Source organism: Psychrobacter sp. Ps4 (genome assembly GCF_022129285.1).
GTDB classification, from domain to species: Bacteria; Pseudomonadota; Gammaproteobacteria; order Pseudomonadales; family Moraxellaceae; genus Psychrobacter; species Psychrobacter immobilis_A.
This window is the reverse complement of sequence record NZ_JADQAK010000004.1, coordinates 123,843-142,771: the sequence shown is the minus strand read 5'-3', so window position 1 is coordinate 142,771 and position 18,929 is coordinate 123,843. Positions and strand designations below refer to the sequence as shown.

Annotated in this window: 14 protein-coding genes; 8 read left to right on the top strand and 6 right to left on the bottom strand. The window is 43.9% G+C overall.

What is annotated here, in order from left to right; all coding sequences use genetic code 11:
- Window positions 1-62 precede the first annotated feature (62 nt).
- Both I3252_RS04050 and I3252_RS04045 read left to right on the top strand, forming a co-directional pair.
- On the top strand, window positions 63-2,168 hold the full coding sequence (locus I3252_RS04050; RefSeq protein ID WP_087815045.1) for a PhnD/SsuA/transferrin family substrate-binding protein: 2,106 nt from the start codon (window positions 63-65) through the stop codon (window positions 2,166-2,168).
- Between the two features lie 36 nt (window positions 2,169-2,204).
- Window positions 2,205-2,882: a response regulator gene (locus tag I3252_RS04045; protein WP_176393072.1), complete on the top strand. Its 678-nt coding sequence runs from the start codon at window positions 2,205-2,207 to the stop codon at window positions 2,880-2,882.
- Between the two features lie 100 nt (window positions 2,883-2,982).
- On the opposite strand, the gene I3252_RS04040 is transcribed toward I3252_RS04045, so the two are convergent.
- The 6 genes from I3252_RS04040 to I3252_RS04015 all read right to left on the bottom strand — a co-directional run bounded on the left by I3252_RS04040 (window position 2,983) and on the right by I3252_RS04015 (window position 11,618).
- A complete protein-coding gene (locus tag I3252_RS04040) occupies window positions 2,983-3,777 on the bottom strand; it encodes an ABC transporter ATP-binding protein (protein ID WP_045446787.1) in 795 nt (264 codons plus the stop codon).
- Window positions 3,778-3,808: 31 nt separating this feature from the next.
- The gene (locus tag I3252_RS04035; RefSeq protein WP_045446789.1) at window positions 3,809-4,708 is read right to left on the bottom strand and encodes an ABC transporter permease; all 900 of its coding nucleotides are present in this window, start codon (window positions 4,706-4,708) and stop codon (window positions 3,809-3,811) included.
- Between the two features lie 430 nt (window positions 4,709-5,138).
- A complete protein-coding gene (locus tag I3252_RS04030; RefSeq protein WP_087815043.1) occupies window positions 5,139-6,179 on the bottom strand; it encodes an ABC transporter substrate-binding protein in 1,041 nt (346 codons plus the stop codon).
- 147 nt (window positions 6,180-6,326) lie between these two features.
- On the bottom strand, window positions 6,327-7,379 hold the full coding sequence (locus I3252_RS04025; RefSeq protein WP_193009397.1) for an ABC transporter substrate-binding protein: 1,053 nt from the start codon (window positions 7,377-7,379) through the stop codon (window positions 6,327-6,329).
- Window positions 7,380-7,692: 313 nt separating this feature from the next.
- On the bottom strand, window positions 7,693-9,804 hold the full coding sequence (gene metG / locus I3252_RS04020) for a methionine--tRNA ligase (protein WP_201553654.1): 2,112 nt from the start codon (window positions 9,802-9,804) through the stop codon (window positions 7,693-7,695).
- Window positions 9,805-10,202: 398 nt separating this feature from the next.
- The gene (locus I3252_RS04015; RefSeq protein WP_087815040.1) at window positions 10,203-11,618 is read right to left on the bottom strand and encodes a GntP family permease; all 1,416 of its coding nucleotides are present in this window, start codon (window positions 11,616-11,618) and stop codon (window positions 10,203-10,205) included.
- 347 nt (window positions 11,619-11,965) lie between these two features.
- Between I3252_RS04015 and I3252_RS04010 the strand changes: the two genes are divergently transcribed.
- From I3252_RS04010 to I3252_RS03985, 6 genes are all read left to right on the top strand, one after another.
- A complete protein-coding gene (locus tag I3252_RS04010) occupies window positions 11,966-12,679 on the top strand; it encodes a CoA transferase subunit A (RefSeq protein ID WP_238034300.1) in 714 nt (237 codons plus the stop codon).
- A 176-nt stretch (window positions 12,680-12,855) separates the two neighbouring features.
- Window positions 12,856-13,485, top strand: a complete 630-nt coding sequence (locus I3252_RS04005; protein WP_045455208.1) for a CoA transferase subunit B — start codon at window positions 12,856-12,858, stop codon at window positions 13,483-13,485.
- A 61-nt stretch (window positions 13,486-13,546) separates the two neighbouring features.
- Window positions 13,547-14,347, top strand: coding sequence for a 3-hydroxybutyrate dehydrogenase (locus tag I3252_RS04000; RefSeq protein WP_238034299.1), 801 nt, complete (start codon window positions 13,547-13,549; stop codon window positions 14,345-14,347).
- Between the two features lie 171 nt (window positions 14,348-14,518).
- Window positions 14,519-15,871, top strand: coding sequence for a magnesium transporter (mgtE, locus tag I3252_RS03995; protein WP_198329729.1), 1,353 nt, complete (start codon window positions 14,519-14,521; stop codon window positions 15,869-15,871).
- Between the two features lie 171 nt (window positions 15,872-16,042).
- On the top strand, window positions 16,043-17,266 hold the full coding sequence (apbC, locus tag I3252_RS03990; RefSeq protein WP_238034298.1) for an iron-sulfur cluster carrier protein ApbC: 1,224 nt from the start codon (window positions 16,043-16,045) through the stop codon (window positions 17,264-17,266).
- 436 nt (window positions 17,267-17,702) lie between these two features.
- Window positions 17,703-18,845, top strand: a complete 1,143-nt coding sequence (locus I3252_RS03985) for a DUF2804 domain-containing protein (RefSeq protein WP_201501510.1) — start codon at window positions 17,703-17,705, stop codon at window positions 18,843-18,845.
- Window positions 18,846-18,929 lie beyond the last annotated feature (84 nt).

Below are 18,929 nucleotides of genomic sequence, written 5' to 3'. Positions count from 1 at the left end.
CATTATGATTAAGGTTTTTAATTATAATGTACGTTTGGTAGGTCAAATATAAGGCTAGGTGTATGCATAAAAAGTCTAAAATTTGGACTATCTTAAAGGCTTGTTTTATTACCGTGGTAGCATGGGCTGCTTGGTTGCCGCTATCTAATGCCACCGCCCAGACTTACTATTTGGGTGTGCTGGCACCGCAAGGCGAGACAGCCGCACAAAATCGCTGGCAGCCGTGGCTTGACGAGCTTAATGATCAGTTATCAGATGACACCGTGATATTGGTACCTTTGGCGCTGGAAAATTGGCAACAGCAAATAGAAGCACAGCAGTTTGCGCTAGTGCTTGGCCCGCAAGTGCAGTTTATAAAAATGAATACTATCAGATGGCGCTGGCTGGCTACCTTACAAACAGAGACGGCTCAATTAAATAGCAATGCGCAAAACGCTCGTGATAAAAGTTCTCGTGATAAAATTTTTAGCAATCAAGGATTTGATGCTGAGGGTATTAATGGGCAACAATCGCAAAATCAGCTATCGACGACAGTCACCCTCGCCAATGAATTTAATAAGCTAAATGAATATACGCCATTAAAACAGCCGAGTGCGATGGAAGAGGTCGCCAGTGCTTTATGGGTCGCTGCCGACAGTGATATTTATCGTTTGCAGGATTTGGAGCAACGTCATATTGCTGCCGTCGACACTGACGCATTTGGCGGTTATTTATTGGGCGCACATTTATTACAGAAAAATGGCATTACGCCAAATCACTATCAAACACAGTTTGTCGGTTATCCGATAGAGCGCACTTTGCATGCCTTGGCTAGTGGCAAAGTAGACGCTGCCATTACGCCGCTTTGTTTGATGGAGGATATGGCAAGGCGCGGTCAAATCAATGACAAGCAATACCGTCTCATTCATCCAGTCGCCACTGTATCCAGCTGCCACTCTTCAACGAAAATATATCCAAATTGGACACTGGCAGCGACCGAGCAAGCGCCAGATGCTTTGGTGCGCCAGATCAATCAACATCTATTTGGCAAGCGTCAATTAGAGCAGCGCTGGTTACCAGCAGAATCAAGTAGCGATGCTGAGCGCATCCTTTATGAGATGAATCGCCATCCCGCCCAAAAGCAGCTGAGCGCGCATATGATCGACTGGATAAAGGCGCATCGATTATGGATGGCTGTGATTATTTTGGTTGTCCTGATATCGACAGTAAATTATGCTTGGATGAGCTGGCTGGCATGGCGGCGGCAAAAAAAGATAGTGCGGCAAAATAGACTAATCCGTGATTATGATCAGCAGTTACACCAATCAGAGCGCTTTGCGGTCATCGGTGAGATGAGCGGTGCTATCGCTCATGAAATCAATCAGCCGCTGGCAACCATTCAAAATTATGCGCAAGGATTATTGATACGCAGTCAACATGCAAGGTTGTCTAAAAATGCTATCGACATAACGCCACTTGACAATGCGGCAACAGAGAATGCTCTACAGCAGATTGTCAATGAAACAGAACGCGTCGCTGCTGTGGTGACTAATATCCGCCGCTGGGCTGGACGGTCGCAAGCGAATGAAACTCGTGTCGATATCGCAGCTATCTATCAACAGTGCATCTTATTATTGGGTGAGCAAGCAGTAGGTGTCAATTTTTGGCTGGCAAGTGATTATCAGCATTTAACCTTGCCAAATTTATTATTAGATCAGTTACTGATAAATAGCATGACCAATGCTGCACAGCAAGGGGCGACCAATATCATGCTACGCTGTCAGGCAGAGAGGTATAATAATAAGCAATGGTTGGTATTGCATCTAAGCGATGACGCTGGCGGCTTTGATCAAACTCAGCTGAATAGGCAGCACCTACCAGAGAGCCTACCCAGTCAATATGCTACCCAGTCTACGAAAACAGACGGTCTAGGATTAGGACTGATGATATGTCAGCGCTTATGCAAGTCGCTGGGCGGTATGATGCAGCTAAACAATATTGATGTCGAGCATGAAATTGAGCAAGTTTACCAAGTAATGAGCAGCGAGCAGCACCGCTTTAAACGTAGCTTAAACGGTAAAATCCAACTGCTACAAACCAATGCTAACTATCAGCTGTCAAACACGGTGGGCGCACAAATATCTTTTTATCTGTCATTATCTTTAGCGAATAATGACGAAAAACTCTAATGAATATCAATAATGTATTTAGCCATAAGGTCACATATGACGTCTAATCAACTCTCAAATGAGCCTACGTGCTGGCAAGATGAAAGCAGTCATCTGTCTGACGATTTATCAGGCATTACGCCAGAATCGCTTATCATTCATATCATTGACGACGAAGAAAGTGTGCGCATGTCCTGTGATTTTTTGATTAGCAGCTTAGGGCTATCGACCCAAGTGTGGGCAAGTGCTCTGATATTTTTACAGCAAGTCAATATCTATCGTCCAGCAGTGATTGTGAGTGATTTGATGATGCCAGAGATGAGTGGTCAAGCGCTACAAGTGCACCTTAGTCAACAGGACAGCCCTATGGCATTGATAGCGCTAACGGGAAATGGCGAGATTGCTGATGCTGTCAATATGCTGAAGCAAGGTGCGGCTGACTATCTGGAAAAACCGATTAATAGCCGCCGGCTACAAGAAGCGCTTGCGCGTGCGCAAGACCTCACTCTAAAACGCGCCACGCTTTATGATATTAAAAATCTTTATGCGCAGCTGACCGATAAAGAAAAGCAGGTCGCCAATGAGTTACTGCAAGGCAATCTGAATAAAAATATCGCCAACCATTTAGATATATCGGTCCGCACGGTAGAGGTGCATCGCTCACAAGTGATGAAAAAAATGCAGTCACAACATGTCAGTGAGTTGATTCAAAAGTTAGTATTGCTTGATGCTTAAAAATTAAGACAGTCGTATCAATTAAAGCAGTCATAAAAAAACGCCTGATATTAAACAGACGTTCTATTTTTTCAAGAGTTGAAGAATTTTGCTAAGTTATTTAACTCAATATCAAGCTATCATCTTCGACTTTTTCGCCGCGAGTTTGCTCAAACATATCAAGTAAGTCATGTACAGTCATGCCTTGACGTTTATCGCCAGCCACATCTAATACCACTTGTCCTTGATGTAACATCACTGTTCTGGTGCCATGCGCCAATGCCTGCTGCATCGAGTGGGTAACCATCATCGTTGTAAGCTGATTGTCCGTTACAATTTTATCGGTCAATTCTAAAACGAAAGCAGCAGTCTTAGGGTCGAGGGCAGCAGTATGCTCATCAAGCAATAAAATTTTGGAAGGTTGCAATGAAGCCATCAATAGGCTAACAGCTTGACGTTGACCACCGGATAACAGACCCATACGGTCGGTCAGACGATTTTCTAGCCCCAATTTTAATACTGATAATTTTTCGCGAAATAAATCACGGTTATTTTGGTTGAGTGCAAAGCTCAAACCACGTTTGCCGCCGCGCTTATAAGCCAGCGCCATGTTTTCTTCGATGGTTAATGCTTCACAAGTCCCCGCCATCGGGTCTTGGAAGACACGAGCCACCCAATGGGCGCGTTGGTGCGCGGTCTTTTTGGTGACATCGATACCATTTAATAAGATTGAACCGCTATCGACGCGCGTGGTACCACTGACCGCATTTAAAAAGGTTGATTTACCCGCGCCATTGGTACCGATGACAGTGACAAATTCACCATCAGCGATGTTGAGATTGATACCGCGTAGGGCAGGGTTTTCAATGGGCGTTCCAGGATTAAAGGTCAACCGCAAATCTGTAGCTTGCATCATAATAATTATTCCTTATGGTTGCACATTGACATTAAGCCCGAACTTTACGACTTAAAAATTTATTTTTAGCTTTTGGCAATACCAAGGCAAATACGACGAGTAGCGCTGTAATCAAGTTTAAATCTTGCGGACCAAAACCAATACTACGGAGCGTATCGCTCGATAGCGCCACCTGAATAAATAGCTTGTACAGCACCGCACCGACGACCACGGCAAAGGTAATCAGCCAAATTCGCTTGGCAGGAATGATGGTTTCACCGATGATGACCGCTGCCAAACCGATGACAATGGTACCAATACCGATCGAGATATCTGCGCCACCTTGAGTCTGCACAAACAATGCACCTGCTAGAGCAATCAAACCATTAGAAATCGCCATACCAATGATGGTCATCCATGAGGTATTGATGCCTTGCGCCTGTGCCATGCGGAGGTTGGAACCCGTCGCCCGCATCGAAAGACCCGTTTCGGTACTATAGAACCAGTTTAAAAATAACATGGCAGCTATCACCACGACACCAATAATTAGACAGCGCATCCAATAACCGTTGCCATCAGTGACCAAGGTGCTAAAGACCGTGGTTTCACCCAATAATGGCAAGTTCGGCGCACCCATAATCCGTAAATTGATAGAATATAGTGCGACCATCACCAAGATACTGGCAAGTAGTTGCAGGATGCCAAGTTTGACGTGTAGCCATGCCGTAACAATACCAGCGACTGAACCTGCCAACATACCAAAAGCACAGGCAAGCCATGGGTTGACACCAGCGATGATAGAAATACCAGCGACAGCGCCACCTAGTGGAAAACTACCGTCAGCGGTCAAGTCGGGGAAGTCGAGGGTGCGAAATGAGATCAGCACACCAAGTGCTACTAGGCCATAAATCAGACCGCTTTCAAGTGCACCAAAAAAAGCAATTAAAGACATAAGAGATCAGTAAGTCATAACCAAGCGTTTAGCAACTAACGTTCTAATATCGATTCATAGAATGAGTGCGTGATATAGATCAGCGCTGTCTCATCTATACGTCAATTTTAGCTAAACGACTAAGCGGTGAATTTAACAGATTAAACAATCTGCGGTTAGGGTAAACCAAAACATGTCACGATCAACAGCTATCATAAGCTACCTAGGTTCAAAGCTTTGATTAAAAAAAGGGCAAATTTAGAAATGACGCAAATACTTTATATTTAATCAATGTGGTTTAAATAAGAAGCCCAGCCTACTGATTCATAGCTGGGTTTCTGATGTTAAACATTTAGCCTCATCGCATAAAGGTAGATGACGGCTGACACCAAATCCATCAAACTCGATATCTACCTTATGATAGCTGTAATGAGCTAGCTATAAAAGTGCGTTATTCTACCACTTCTTTTGCTTTATCGATAACCGCTTGTGACAAAGTAATGCCTTCTTCTTTGGCATGCTTTGGACTAACGTATAGATCCAACATTTGCGGGGTGTAGACAGGAATAGCGCCTGCTTTTTCACCATTTAAAATACGTACCACGATTTTGCCTGTTTCGCGACCAAGCTCGTAGTAATTCACGCCCAATGCAGCAACGGCACCACGCTCAACTGAGCTAGTGTCAGACGCAATCAGTGGGATTTTGCTCTCTTTAGCGACTTGATATAGTGATTCGTAAGCCGATACGACGTTATTATCGGTTGAGGTATAGATCATATCGACCTTACCTTCGAGGCTACGTGCTGCCATCGCAATATCAGTACTACGCTGGGCAGGCGCTTCGAGTACATTGATACCTAGTGGTGTCAGTTTTTCTTTTAAGTTTTTCAAGATAATCGTTGAGTTGACTTCGCCTGGGCTATAAACATAGCCGACATTCTTCAGGCTCGGGATGATTTGACGCATCAATTCAATTTGTGGCTCATAAGGCAGGGCATCAGAGCCGCCAGTGACATTGGTGCCAGAGCCATCTAGTTTGGTCACTAGTTTGGCGGCAACTGGGTCAGTGACTGCTGAGAATACTAAAGGGATACTGCTAGTAGCAGCAGCTACTGACTGCGCTGATGGAGTACCAATCGCAACGATAACGTCTGAATTGTCTGCGACGAATTGCTTAGCAATCTGTCCAGCAGTGGCAGTGTTACCCTGTGCGCTTTGGAAATTAACCTTTAAATTTTCACCATCCTTAAAGCCTGCTTCATTAAGCTCGTCGATAACGCCCTTACGGACGTCATCAAGCGCTGGATGTTCGACGATAGCTGTGATTGCGACAGTCTTCATAGCCGTGGCTGCATCGCCAGTCGCAGCTGTATCAGTGGTGCTGGTATCTTGTGCTGATTGATTACAGCCAGTCAAGATGGCAGTACAAACGCCACCTAATAATAGTGCTTTACTAAAGTTAAAATGACCAAAACGATTTTGATACAACATGGGTCTCACTCCTGAAAATAATAATGTGTCCGTACATTATTTAATTTATAGATAAAAGGTATAGATGGATAAAGGGTAAAGCGAGCCATCTATATAGAAGGCTAAATGTTATTTTTCAGTGCTACTTGTCAAAACTATTTATCCGTATTATTTATCCGCACTCTGCGCTTGTTTGTCGATATTAATGGCATTTTTTAGCAGCTCATCAGTCAGGCTGAAGCCTTGCTCAGCCGCATGTTTCGGGCTTGCATATAAGGTTAAAGTATTCATCACTTCAGGCTTAACGCTACTAACTGCTTCGCCATTTAAAACACGATACACCATTTTGCCTGTGGTACGACCAAAGTCATAATCATTGACACCAAGTGCCGCAGTTGCACCACGTCGCACACTGAACTCGTCTGAGGCAATGACAGGAATATCAAGCTCATTGGCAGCACCTGCCATCGCTTCAAAGGCGGATACCACATTATTATCTAGTGAGGTATAAATCACATCAACACGACCAGCAAGGCTACGAGTCGCCATCGCCACATCCGTTGGGCGATTGGCGGTTACGTCTAATATCTTAAGCCCACGCGCAGGCGCAGCTTTTTTTAGTTGATTGAGTACCACCACCGAATTGACCTCACCTGGACTATAAACATAGCCAATGGTTTTTGCATTAGGCGCAATTTTTTGAATATTGTCCAGTTGCGGCTCGATAGGTAGCTCACTAGACAGTCCTGTCACATTAGATTGGATAGGCGTATTGTTCTCATTAATGAGCTTTGCCGCGACAGGGTCTGAAATAGCCGTATAAATAACCGGAATCGTCTTAGTTGACGCAACGATAGACTGAGCTGATGGCGTCGAGATTGCCACGATGGCATCTGGATTGTCTCCTGCAAACTGCTTCGCAATCTGACCTGCTGTCGCTGTATTGCCTTGAGCACTTTGAAAATTAATGGTTAGATTTTGGCCTTCAACATAGCCATTATCTGCCAACTCATCAATAATGCCGCGACGCATCGCATCTAACGAAGGATGTTCGACGATTTGAGTGATGGCTAATGTCTTGGCAGGCTTGTCAGAATCTGCGGCGGCACTTGTATCTGTCGTTGCAGCAGTGTCGGTCGTGTTTGAGCAGCCAATTAATCCAAGCGCGGCGCTCATAGCAGCACCGAATAGGCTGAAGCGTAAAGTAGTAGCAAAGGTCATTTTATTGGGGCTCATAGGTTAGAGAGTGCAGGTTACCCGAGTCAATGTTATGTGCATGCTGAGATAACGGGCTAACATCAAAGTAATCAATCCATTGATCATTACGTCCATATTATGACAGTAATGTAACTTATGGCAATAAGAAATTAAAACGCGTTTGTCATTACCTCTGTAAAGAACGTACTGAATCAATATTCATCGATATTATCTTCTATATAAGCACTGATTTTGGCGATTGACCAGCGATAGTTTTGGGACAATAAAAAAGATGCCCAGCTGGACATCTTTTTTGTTTGTTGAGTAAGCCTAACTATTAAGCAAGCACATCGCCAATCACGCAGTTGTCAGGTAAAGTAACCACTGTCAGCTGAGTTTTTGGATTGCCAGTTGATAGCACCATACCTTCTGAGACACCAAACTTCATCTTACGCGGGGCAAGATTGGTCACGCAAATGACCTTTTTATCTAGCAATTGCTCAGGCTCATAGAACTTACGGATGCCGCTAAACACATTGCGCGGTTTGTCTTCGCCAACGTCCAAGGTAAATTGTAAAAGCTTATCTGCGCCTTCGACATGATTGCAGGCTAGAACGTGAGCGACTTTCATCTCAACTTTGGCAAAGTCTTCGATGCCGATATAGTCAGTTTGCTCAGTATTTGTCTCAGCATCTATATCAGTAGCAGCTTCTTTTGCTGGCTTATTATCTTTTTTAGCAACGGCTTTGCTAGCCACAGGAGCAGCAGCTTGAGCCAAAGATTCTTTTGAGGCCTCAACCATCGCGGCAACGTCTTTTTCTTCTATACGCTGCATCAAAGGCTTGAACTTATTGATCTTGTGCCCCAGTAGCCACTCATTACGGCTGGCAAAGCTTAAGTCGTCAATGTTCAAAAACGCTTTGGCATTGGCGGTTAGCTCAGGCAATACTGGCGCAAGGTAGACCATCAATTGACGGAAGATATTAATCGCGACCGAGCAAACATCTTGAACTTCTTGCTCTGCGCCTTCAACCTTAGCAAGTGCCCATGGTTTTTTCTCATCGATATATTCATTGGCTTTATCAGCACATTGCATAATCAAACGCATGGCACGCGAAAACTCACGGTTCTCGTAAGCGGCAGCAATCTCATCGCCCGTTTTGGTAATATCTTCTAATAAACTTGGCTCAGCGCAGACTTCTGTGAGCATGCCGTCGTACTTTTTGACCAAGAATCCAGCACTGCGGCTAGCGATATTGACCACTTTACCAACCAAGTCAGAGTTAACCTTTTGCATGAAATCTTCTAAATCAAGGTTGATATCTTCGACTTTATCAGACAATTTACTAGCAAAATAATAACGCAGGTATTCAGGATGTAAGTGATCAGCATACGTTTCGGCTTTAATAAAAGTACCGCGTGACTTACTCATTTTTTCGCCATTGACCATCAAGAAGCCATGAGCAAAAACACCCGTTGGTGTACGGAACTCACTACCAGCAAGCATAGCAGGCCAAAATAGCGCATGGAAATAAACGATGTCTTTACCGATGAAGTGATACACCTCGGTTTTATGCTCGTTTTCTTGCATCCAATAACGGTCGAAATCAAGCGCCTCGTCTGTACCTGCGCGCTTATCGCATAGGTTTTTGAAACTCGCCATGTAACCGACTGGCGCATCTAGCCATACATAAAAATATTTGTCTGGCTCATCGCTTGGGGTATTTGGAATCTGAAAACCAAAGTAGGGCGCATCACGGGAAATGTCCCACGTTGCCAGACCTGCTTCAAACCATTCTTGTAGTTTATTGGCGACCGATGTTTGCAAGCGATTGTCACTACGCGTCCAATCTTTTAAGAATTGCTCAAATTCAGGCAAATTAAAGAAGTAGTGCTTGGAGGTTTTTAGAATAGGCGTGGCATCTGATAACGTTGAATGCGGGTCTTTAAGATCCGTTGCATCATAGGTCGTACCGCAAACTTCACAGTTATCGCCGTATTGGTCTGCCGCTGCGCATTCAGGGCAAGTACCCTTGACAAAACGATCGGCTAAAAATAGCTGTTTTTCAGGGTCAAATAATTGTTCGACATCTTTTGTACTGATATGCCCAGCATCATTCAAGCGACGATAAATCAGCTCAGAAAAATGCTTGTTTTCTTCTGAGTGCGTGGAGTGATAATTGTCAAAGTTAATCAAAAATTTGGCAAAATCTGCTTCATGCGACGCTTTCACCGCGGCAATTTGTTCCTCCGGTGTGACGCCATTGGCTTCTGCTTTGAGCATGATTGCCGTACCGTGTGCATCGTCTGCGCAGACATAAGTGACCTGATGGCCTTGCGCTTTCATGGCACGTGCCCAAATGTCGGTCTGAATATATTCTACAAGATGCCCCAAATGGATATGGCCATTGGCGTAGGGCAGCGCACTGGTTACTAGAATCTCACGCACTTTTATCACCTATATTTTTATATAAACGGGTTGGTTATCAAACGTCTTAAGCGGTTTTGAGCTATTAGACGCGATACTATTAATATCAAACTATCAATGCTAAAACGTATTAAGCAAATAAAAATTTAAAAAAGTGTGCCTATGATACCGTAATTCGGCCAAATTTGTGACATTACCTGAGTAATTAATATAGTCGCTAATAAAGCGATTAACTCTATACGGTATATAGAGTGTCAATCAATTATGAGAGATAAATAGTCGGTTGTATTTAGAGGTAGTAATGAGAAAGCATGCATAAAAAACCCACCAAGCAATCGCTCAGTGGGCTCTTTGGTATCAAGCAATAATCGTTAAATTTAATTATCTTTAAGGTTTAATAAATGCCTCATTCTAGGATATTAGAACGAGCCAAATATCGTCCCTAAAATGATAACGGCGACCACAGCAATAAGTGGAATCACCATCGTTACCATGGCGACGTTTAGATAGGACTGCTTATGGGTCAAACCACAAATCGCAAGTAAGGTGATGACCGCACCACTATGCGGTAGCGTATCCAAACCACCTGCTGCCATCACAGCAACACGGTGCATCAATTCTGGGTCAATACCCGCTGCGACCGCCATTCTTAAATAGTCTTCACCCAACGTCGATAACGCGATACTCAAACCACCAGACGATGAGCCAGTAATACCAGCCAGCGTAGTCATCGCCACCGCTTCTGAGATTAAAGGATTGTCAGGTGTTAGATTTAAAATACTATCACGAATGATGAGGAAGCCTGCTAGCGAGGCGATAACCGCGCCGTAGCCAACTTCTGAGGCAGTATTAAAAATCGGCAGCATCGAATCATAAGTACCACGGTTGATGGTTTTTTGCAGATTATTCCAATGACCGATACGTAGCAAAATTAACACCGCACAGGCCACGACTAACGAGATGATTATTGACCATAAACCCAGTGAGCCTGCGATATTTAGATCAGGAAACTGAGCTTGTAAGCCGCTAAAATCCACTGATGGAAAGACAGTGTAAGTTAATAGAGCATTCAAGCCAATGACCAACACCAGTGGAATCATAGCAATAGTAAATGAGGTGTGATGCGTATTTAATACCTCAGTTTCTTTTTTGGCTGCGCCAACGCCGCCCACATCCTCTTCGTCATGCTGACCATAGCCTTCGCCTGCTGCATTGGCTTTTCTGGCGCGTGATTGTAGCCATAACCAACCGCAAATAAACATGATGGTGCCGCCGATAATACCCAAGATAGGCGCGGCAAAAACGTTGGTATTATAGTAAGGAATCGGAATGGCGTTTTGAATGGCAGGCGTACCTGGCAATGCCGTCATCGTAAAGGTGAATGAGCCTAAGGCAATCGCTGCCGGAATCAAGCGCTTAGGAATATCAGCGGCTTTAAACAAGTCTTTGGCGATTGGGTAAATAGCAAATGCCACCACAAATAACGAAACGCCACCATAGGTTAAAATGGCACAAACTAAGATAACTGCTAAGATGGCTTTGCTGGCACCAAGCTTTTCGACCACGGTTTTGGCAATCGCGGTCGCCGCACCAGAGTCTGCCATCAAACGCCCAAATAGTGCACCCAGCAAGAATATAGGGAAAAACTTAAGTAAAAATCCACTCAATGCGCCCATAAACACATCGGTATAAGCAGGAATCGTGCTTAAAAAATCACCTGATAATAGTACGGCTAATGTCGCCATAATCGGTGCTAATATCAACACTGAATAACCGCGATAAGCAAAAAACATCAGTAATAATAAAGTAATGACAATAGCAAAGGTACTAAACATGATCGCCCTCCTTGGCAAAGTTCAATCAGCGAGTATGCAGAGCATAGTGATATCGGTCAATAAAATTATTTAAAATAGGCAATATTTGATATTTTATTAAACATAAATTCTGTCTTAATGAGATATTGCCCCATCATATATACCGCTACTGCGCTGGCTTGTATATTCCTATGGTTATTCTCTTCTCGCTACGAGAATAATATGGTAAGTTAGCACAAGATTTTTAATTATGATATATCGATAGAAACTGTATTAATATAAATATGGAAATATTGAGTGATGTCACCCACTCATAATCATTGATGATAGAAGTTAATAACAAAAAATAGACTTGCAAGGAGATAAGCATGAGTCAATCAAAAGTATATAGCAGTGCCGAAGAAGCGCTAAAAGGTATCGTCAGCGATGGACAAACCCTCGCTATTGGTGGTTTTGGTCTGTGCGGTATTCCTGAAGCGCTCATCGAAGCGTTACGTGATAGTGGTGTTAAAGGGTTAACTTGCATCAGTAATAACGCAGGCGTCGATGATTTTGGCTTAGGGTTGCTATTACAAACGCGCCAGATTAAAAAAATGATTTCATCCTATGTCGGTGAAAATAAAGAATTTGAGCGTCAATACTTGGCAGGCGAGTTAGAAGTTGAATTAACGCCGCAAGGGACGTTAGCGGAAAAACTACGTTCGGGCGGTGCTGGTATTCCTGCGTTTTACACCGCCACTGGCGTTGGCACACTGGTCGCTGAAGGCAAAGAAACCCGTGATTTTGACGGTCGTACTTATATACTTGAGCATTCATTGCGCGCTGATGTGTCATTAATCAAAGCGCAAAAAGCGGACAAAGCGGGTAATTTAATTTTTAACAAGACGGCGCGTAACTTTAATCCAGATTGCGCCATGGCAGGCAAAATTACCATTGTCGAAGTCGAAGAAATCGTAGAGACAGGTACGTTTGATCCTGATGACGTGCATCTGCCGGGTATCTTTGTGCAGCGTATCGTCTTGAATAGTAATCCTGAAAAGCGTATTGAAAAGACTACGACTAAAGCAGTCGAAAGCGCTTAGTTACAGGCTTTATAGAATTTTTTAAAGTGTTAAATTAATAATAGAATATTGTAATACTATTCCTAAAAATTTGAGTAGCAAGGAAAACGAGTGAAAGTGCTACATTTAGTAGACTAAGCGAGTTTGACACCGCTCATCATATTTTTTGGGGTCGTTATAAAAATAAGGAAGTTATCATGGCATGGACAAGAGAGCAGATGGCACAGCGTGCCGCACAAGAGCTACAAGACGGCTATTATGTCAACTTAGGCATTGGGCTACCAACCCTAGTCGCCAATTATATCCCTAAAGATGTCGATGTTTGGCTACAGTCTGAAAATGGTCTATTAGGTATCGGCGAGTTTCCAACGGCAGAAAATGTCGATGCAGATTTGATTAATGCGGGTAAACAAACCGTCACTGCCGAAGCGGGTGCCAGTTATTTTAGTAGCTCAGAGTCGTTTGCGATGATTCGCGGCGGTCATGTTAATCTGGCGATATTGGGTGCGATGGAAGTGTCAGAAAAAGGCGATTTAGCCAACTGGATGATTCCCAAAAAAATGGTCAAAGGCATGGGCGGTGCGATGGATTTGGTTGCTGGCGTGCAGCGCGTGATTGTCTTGATGGAACAGGTCAATAAACACGGCGAGCCAAAAATCCTTGCCAATTGCGAGCTACCATTGACGGGCAAAGGGGTGGTCGACCGTATTATTACCGAACTTGCTGTACTAGACGTCACTGACAACGGTTTAAAGCTAGTTGAGCTGGCAGAAGGTGTTAGCTTTGATGAGCTACAAGAAAAAACGCCAGTGAGCATTGCTCAATAAGCTTGTTAGATATATTTGGCACAAACCTCTAAAAAACCTATTTGATAATGGACTATAAAATATGGCGACCACATTACAACAAGATTTGACTGGCAAGGTGGCATTGGTCACCGGCGCTGCCAGCGGTATCGGACGTGATATCGCTGAAACTTATGCCAAAGCAGGCGCAGCGGTTGGTATTGCAGATATTAATATTGAAGCGGCTCAGAAAACCGTTGATGCTATTGAAGCGGCAGGCGGACGCGCATTTGCCATTGCCATGGATGTGACTTCAGAGGAGGCGGTAAATGCTGGTGTGCAGCAGCTTGTCGATACCTTTGGTGCTATTGATATTCTCGTCTCCAATGCTGGTATTCAGATCATCAATCCGATTCATAAAATGGCGTTTGAGGATTGGAAAAAAATGCTTGCCATTCATTTGGATGGGGCATTTTTGACCACCAAAGCGGCGATACAGCATATGTATAAAGATGACAAAGGCGGTACCGTCATCTATATGGGCTCAGTACACTCGCACGAAGCCTCACTTTATAAAGCGCCTTACGTCACAGCGAAACATGGGTTACTTGGGCTGTGCCGTGTATTGGCCAAAGAAGGCGCTGAGCATAATGTACGCGCGCATGTGATTTGCCCAGGGTTTGTTAAAACGCCATTGGTCGAAAAGCAAATTCCGCAACAAGCGGCTGAAAAAGGCATCAGTGAAGAATCTGTAGTCAATGATATTATGTTGGTCAATACGGTAGACAAAGAATTCACGACCGTCGATGATATTGCCCAATTGGCATTGTTTTTAGCAGCATTCCCGAGCAATGTATTTACAGGTCAGTCTATCGTTGCCAGTCACGGTTGGTTTATGAATTAACTGAGTGGTGAATTAATGGGTTTGCGGGTTGTTTGATTGGTTTAAGAATCATGGGCTTGCTAATAAAAGACCAATCCATTAGCATCTAGTTTTATATTAATTTGAGCCAATTAGATTGGCTCTTTTTTATGAGCGCTTGAATACCGTTTCGGGTCGCACGGAGTAAGTATAATGAATGATAAGGATTTTGCAAAAACGCTTGCAGCAAAATTAAGCCGTGCTATCGAGCAACAGCAGTTTGAGCAATCAATCAATCAACTTCAAAATTTGCGCCCGATTGATATTGCCGATGTTCTGGCACTCATGGAGCCAAATCTTGCGTGGCAGCTACTTGAGCATCTGCCCAATCGTTCTACCGTGTTCTCCTATTTAGAAACGGATATTCAGGTTGCACTTGCCTATGTATTTCCTCGGGCTATATTAGCAAAGATAATAGGCGAGATGCCTGCGGATGAGCGCGCAGATTTATATAAGCGCCTCAGTCAAGATCAACGTGATGCCTTGTTGCCCGCATTGGCACAGGCACAACGTGAAGATATTCGTAAGTTATCTGCCTATGAGGAGCGCACTGCTGGTGCGTTGATGACGTCTGATTATGCGACTTTAGCTGCTCATATGACTGTCTCTGAAGCATTGGCAGCACTGCGCCTAGAAGCACCTGATGCCGAAACTATTTATCATGCTTATGTGATTGATGATGAGCGTAAATTATTAGGCGTTGTCTCTTTACGAGTACTTATTTTAGCGGCTCCTGAACAGCTGATTAATGACATTATGATGAGTACAGTAGTGTCTTGTAATGTCAATGATGATCAAGAAGACGTTGCGAAAGTCGTGGCTCGCTATGATTTAATTGCGCTGCCTATTACCGATGATAGTGGTGCTTTGGTCGGTATTGTTACCCACGATGATGCGATGGATGTGGTGAGTGATGAGGCAACCGATGATTTCCATAAGTCGGGAGGTGTCTCGACCATGGTTGGCAAATTAAAAGACGTCAGCGTTCGGGTGTTATACCGTAAGCGGGTCTTTTGGTTAGTGTTCTTAGTATTTGGTAACTTGCTCTCAGGCTTTAGTATTGCAAAATTTGAAGATGTGATTGCCGCCAATTTGGTATTGGTGTTCTTTTTACCTTTATTGGTCGACAGTGGCGGTAACGCTGGCTCGCAGTCAGCGACCTTGATGGTGCGAGCTTTGGCGACTGGCGATGTGGTCATGCGTGACTGGTTTTCGTTATTGGGTCGAGAGGCGGTGGTTGCGTTGATGCTTGGGGCGACGATGGCGGTGGCTATCTCAATCATCGGTTATGTACGTGGTGATGCAGTGGTGTCGTTAGTGCTGGCACTGAGTATGATGTCGGTGGTGATGATTGGTTGTGTGATTGGTATGAGCTTACCTTTTGTGCTTAATAAATTAGGTTTTGACCCTGCCACTGCCAGCGCGCCTTTGATTACCTCTGTCTGTGATGCCTCGGGGGTACTTATTTATTTGTTTATTGCTTCACAGTTTTTGTCTATCGGTTAACGCTGCTATAAAGCCTAGTCCCACTAGCGTTGTGGTTTTTTTATAGTGTTAATTCAGCTACACTGTCACTATAAAAGGTCTGGCTAACACGCTCACGAGCGGTATTGTTCACGACAGTATTCACTGAGTTTTTGCCATGCCCACTCACTTGTATAGGCAGTAATAGTCGCTATGTTTAACTTTATGAAGAAAACCTCCACCAAAAAATCAGAAACACCAGAGCAGCGAGCAGAGCGCGATAGTGCCGTGGACAAGGTGCTGCTTGGTTATGAGGTAGGTACTGTCAGTATTGCCACCATGGTAACGGGGCTTGAGCGTGATGGTGACCAGCTCACCTTAGACTTGCGTCTACCCGTAAATAGTAATCCTGAAATTATCCAACAAGAACTTGGGCAACTGTTACATCCGCACGGGATCAAGACTATTCATATGAATGTTCGTCTGCCCGCACCGACGAAAGGCTCGGGGTCAAGTCTGCCAAAAGCAATGCCAAAAACCACTAATGCCATGGACAATCAACATAAACCAGCGGCAAATGCTGATAGCAATACTACTGTTGAACCACCAATTACCAAAGCCGCGCCGACACAAGCGTCACTCGCCGCGCATCCGCGTATTCGTCATATTATCGTCGTGGCGTCGGGTAAAGGCGGTGTTGGTAAATCCACTACTACGGTCAACATTGCTTTGGCATTACAAAAGCTAGGCAACCGTGTTGGCGTACTGGATGCCGATATTTATGGTCCTAGTATGCCAACGATGCTGGGCGTCGATAATGTCAAACCTGAGCTGGAAAACGAGCAGTTTGTTCCTATCAATGCGCACGGCATGGCAATGCTATCGATTGGTAGCTTGCTCGATGGTGACAATACTCCTGTCGCATGGCGCGGACCAAAAGCCACTGGTGCGCTGATGCAGCTGTATAATCAAACCAACTGGCCGCAGCTAGATTACTTAGTGATTGATATGCCACCGGGTACGGGCGATATTCAGTTGACACTAGCGCAGCGTATTCCCGTAACGGGTGCCGTGATTGTCACGACGCCGCAGCATATTGCCTTACTTGATGCGCAAAAAGGCATTGAGATGTTTAACAAAACCAATATCCCAGTACTCGGTGTGGTCGAAAACATGGCACTGCATACCTGTAGTAACTGTAATCATACTGAAGCTATCTTTGGTACAGGCGGCGGTGAAAAAATCGCTGAGCAATATCAGGTGCCGCTGTTAGGTCAGTTGCCATTGGCGAGCGGTATTCGTGCACAAGTGGATAAAGGTGAGCCGAGCGTATTAGCCGATGATGAGTTTGCGCCGTACTATCTTAGCATTGCTAAAAATATCGAAGCCACTATTAATAAATTCGCTAAGCCTGTCAATGATAAGCGTATTTTTTAATAGTAGTTCTTAGTGATAGTGGAACAGCTTAAGTAGAAAATCGTTAAAGAACTTATATTTTTAACAAGGGAATATTGTGAGCCTATCTATTTATCAATGTCATTTAGACGATATTCCCAAACAGTATAGGTGACTGAAATTATTGCGTCCGCCGATATATGTGGTTGAGCTCTCAAACAATCAACTGATGGCCATTTGCTACTCTAAAGATGGGAGTAGCAAACGGCATCAGAAAATGTGACAGAAAGGTTGGCAGATGGATTGACCAGCATTGAAGTTAAGATGATAACAGCAGCGTTTTTTTTGGCTTCAGGACAGGCAAAAAGAAGAGTGATACATACCACAGTCAGCTATCAAGGACAGATAGTAGCTGTAAATAAACAGTAGCTGTAAATGAATAATACCTTTAGAAAAATTTGGCTAGGATGCTTTAATCATGAATCAAAATCGCAATGAGCAAGATCAGCAACAACTATCTACCAGCAGTAAGCCAGTTGTTCTCAATGAGCTAATTAAAAACGGTCAGCCTACTTTTGGCATCTTTGCTCACGTTAAAAATATCAATTATTTGGACTATCACAGCCATCTAGTCTCACAAAAAACCTTACCAAACTGGCGCAAAGAGTTAAAAGTCAATCAATTTTGCTTTATTCAAATTATCCAGCCGCCTTATCGGGTTTGTCTGGCATTGGCAACGATTAAGTTGGCAACCAGTGCCTTTGTTTATCTTTATAACGATGAGACTGAGCAGCTAGAGGTTTGTGAAGCATTGCAGCCGTTGACACGGCAAACACAGTTAGAAGGCGATTGCTATCAAGGGCAAATGGCATTTACCCATAGTAGTCTCACATTAACATTGGATTTTACGCCTTCACAAATCGCAGTAGCATTGGACAGTAAACACATTACGCTTGATGCGACGCTACAGCGGCAAGCAGCGCCATTAGCAGTCTGCACACCAACGGGCAGGCGTGGCTGGACCTTTACTCAAAAAGAACCGTTAACTGCTCTTTCTGGTCACTTGCTTATTAAAGCCCATTCAAAATTTAACACTGATGCTCAAACCAAACAAATCCACTTTTCCAAAACGACTATCGCCAATCTCGATTGGACGCTTGGCTATATGCGCCACAAGACCAATTGGTTTTGGAGTTGTATCAATAGCTATTTGCCAGATGGTCGTCATTTTGCCCTAAATCTAGCGATGGGCGTCAATGAGACCGGTGTTAGCGAAAATGCGTGCTGGGTGGATGGGCAGATTTATTATTTACCGCCTGTGATGTTTGTCCGTGATGGTTTAAGTTTGCCAGCTAATGAGCAAGATGATAATGCTAAAACCATAAATAATACGCGACAGCCTTGGCGCATCTATCATCAAAACCTAGGCTGGAGCAATGTTGATATTGACTTAACCTTCACGCCGATAACCGTTTATAAAAAGACGGATAACTTTGGTGTGCTTGCCAGTATATTTGAGCAATGGCTTGGCTTTTATAGTGGTGAGATTCGTCTAAAAGATGACGTTATTAAAATCGATAAGACAATGGGCTTAGCAGAAGATCATTTCGCTAAATGGTAGGCGGTTGTCGTATTGATTGTAGATTTATATTAAACGCAGGCAAGCCTATAAATTAAGCGCTCAATTCCGTATAATCGTCGCTAT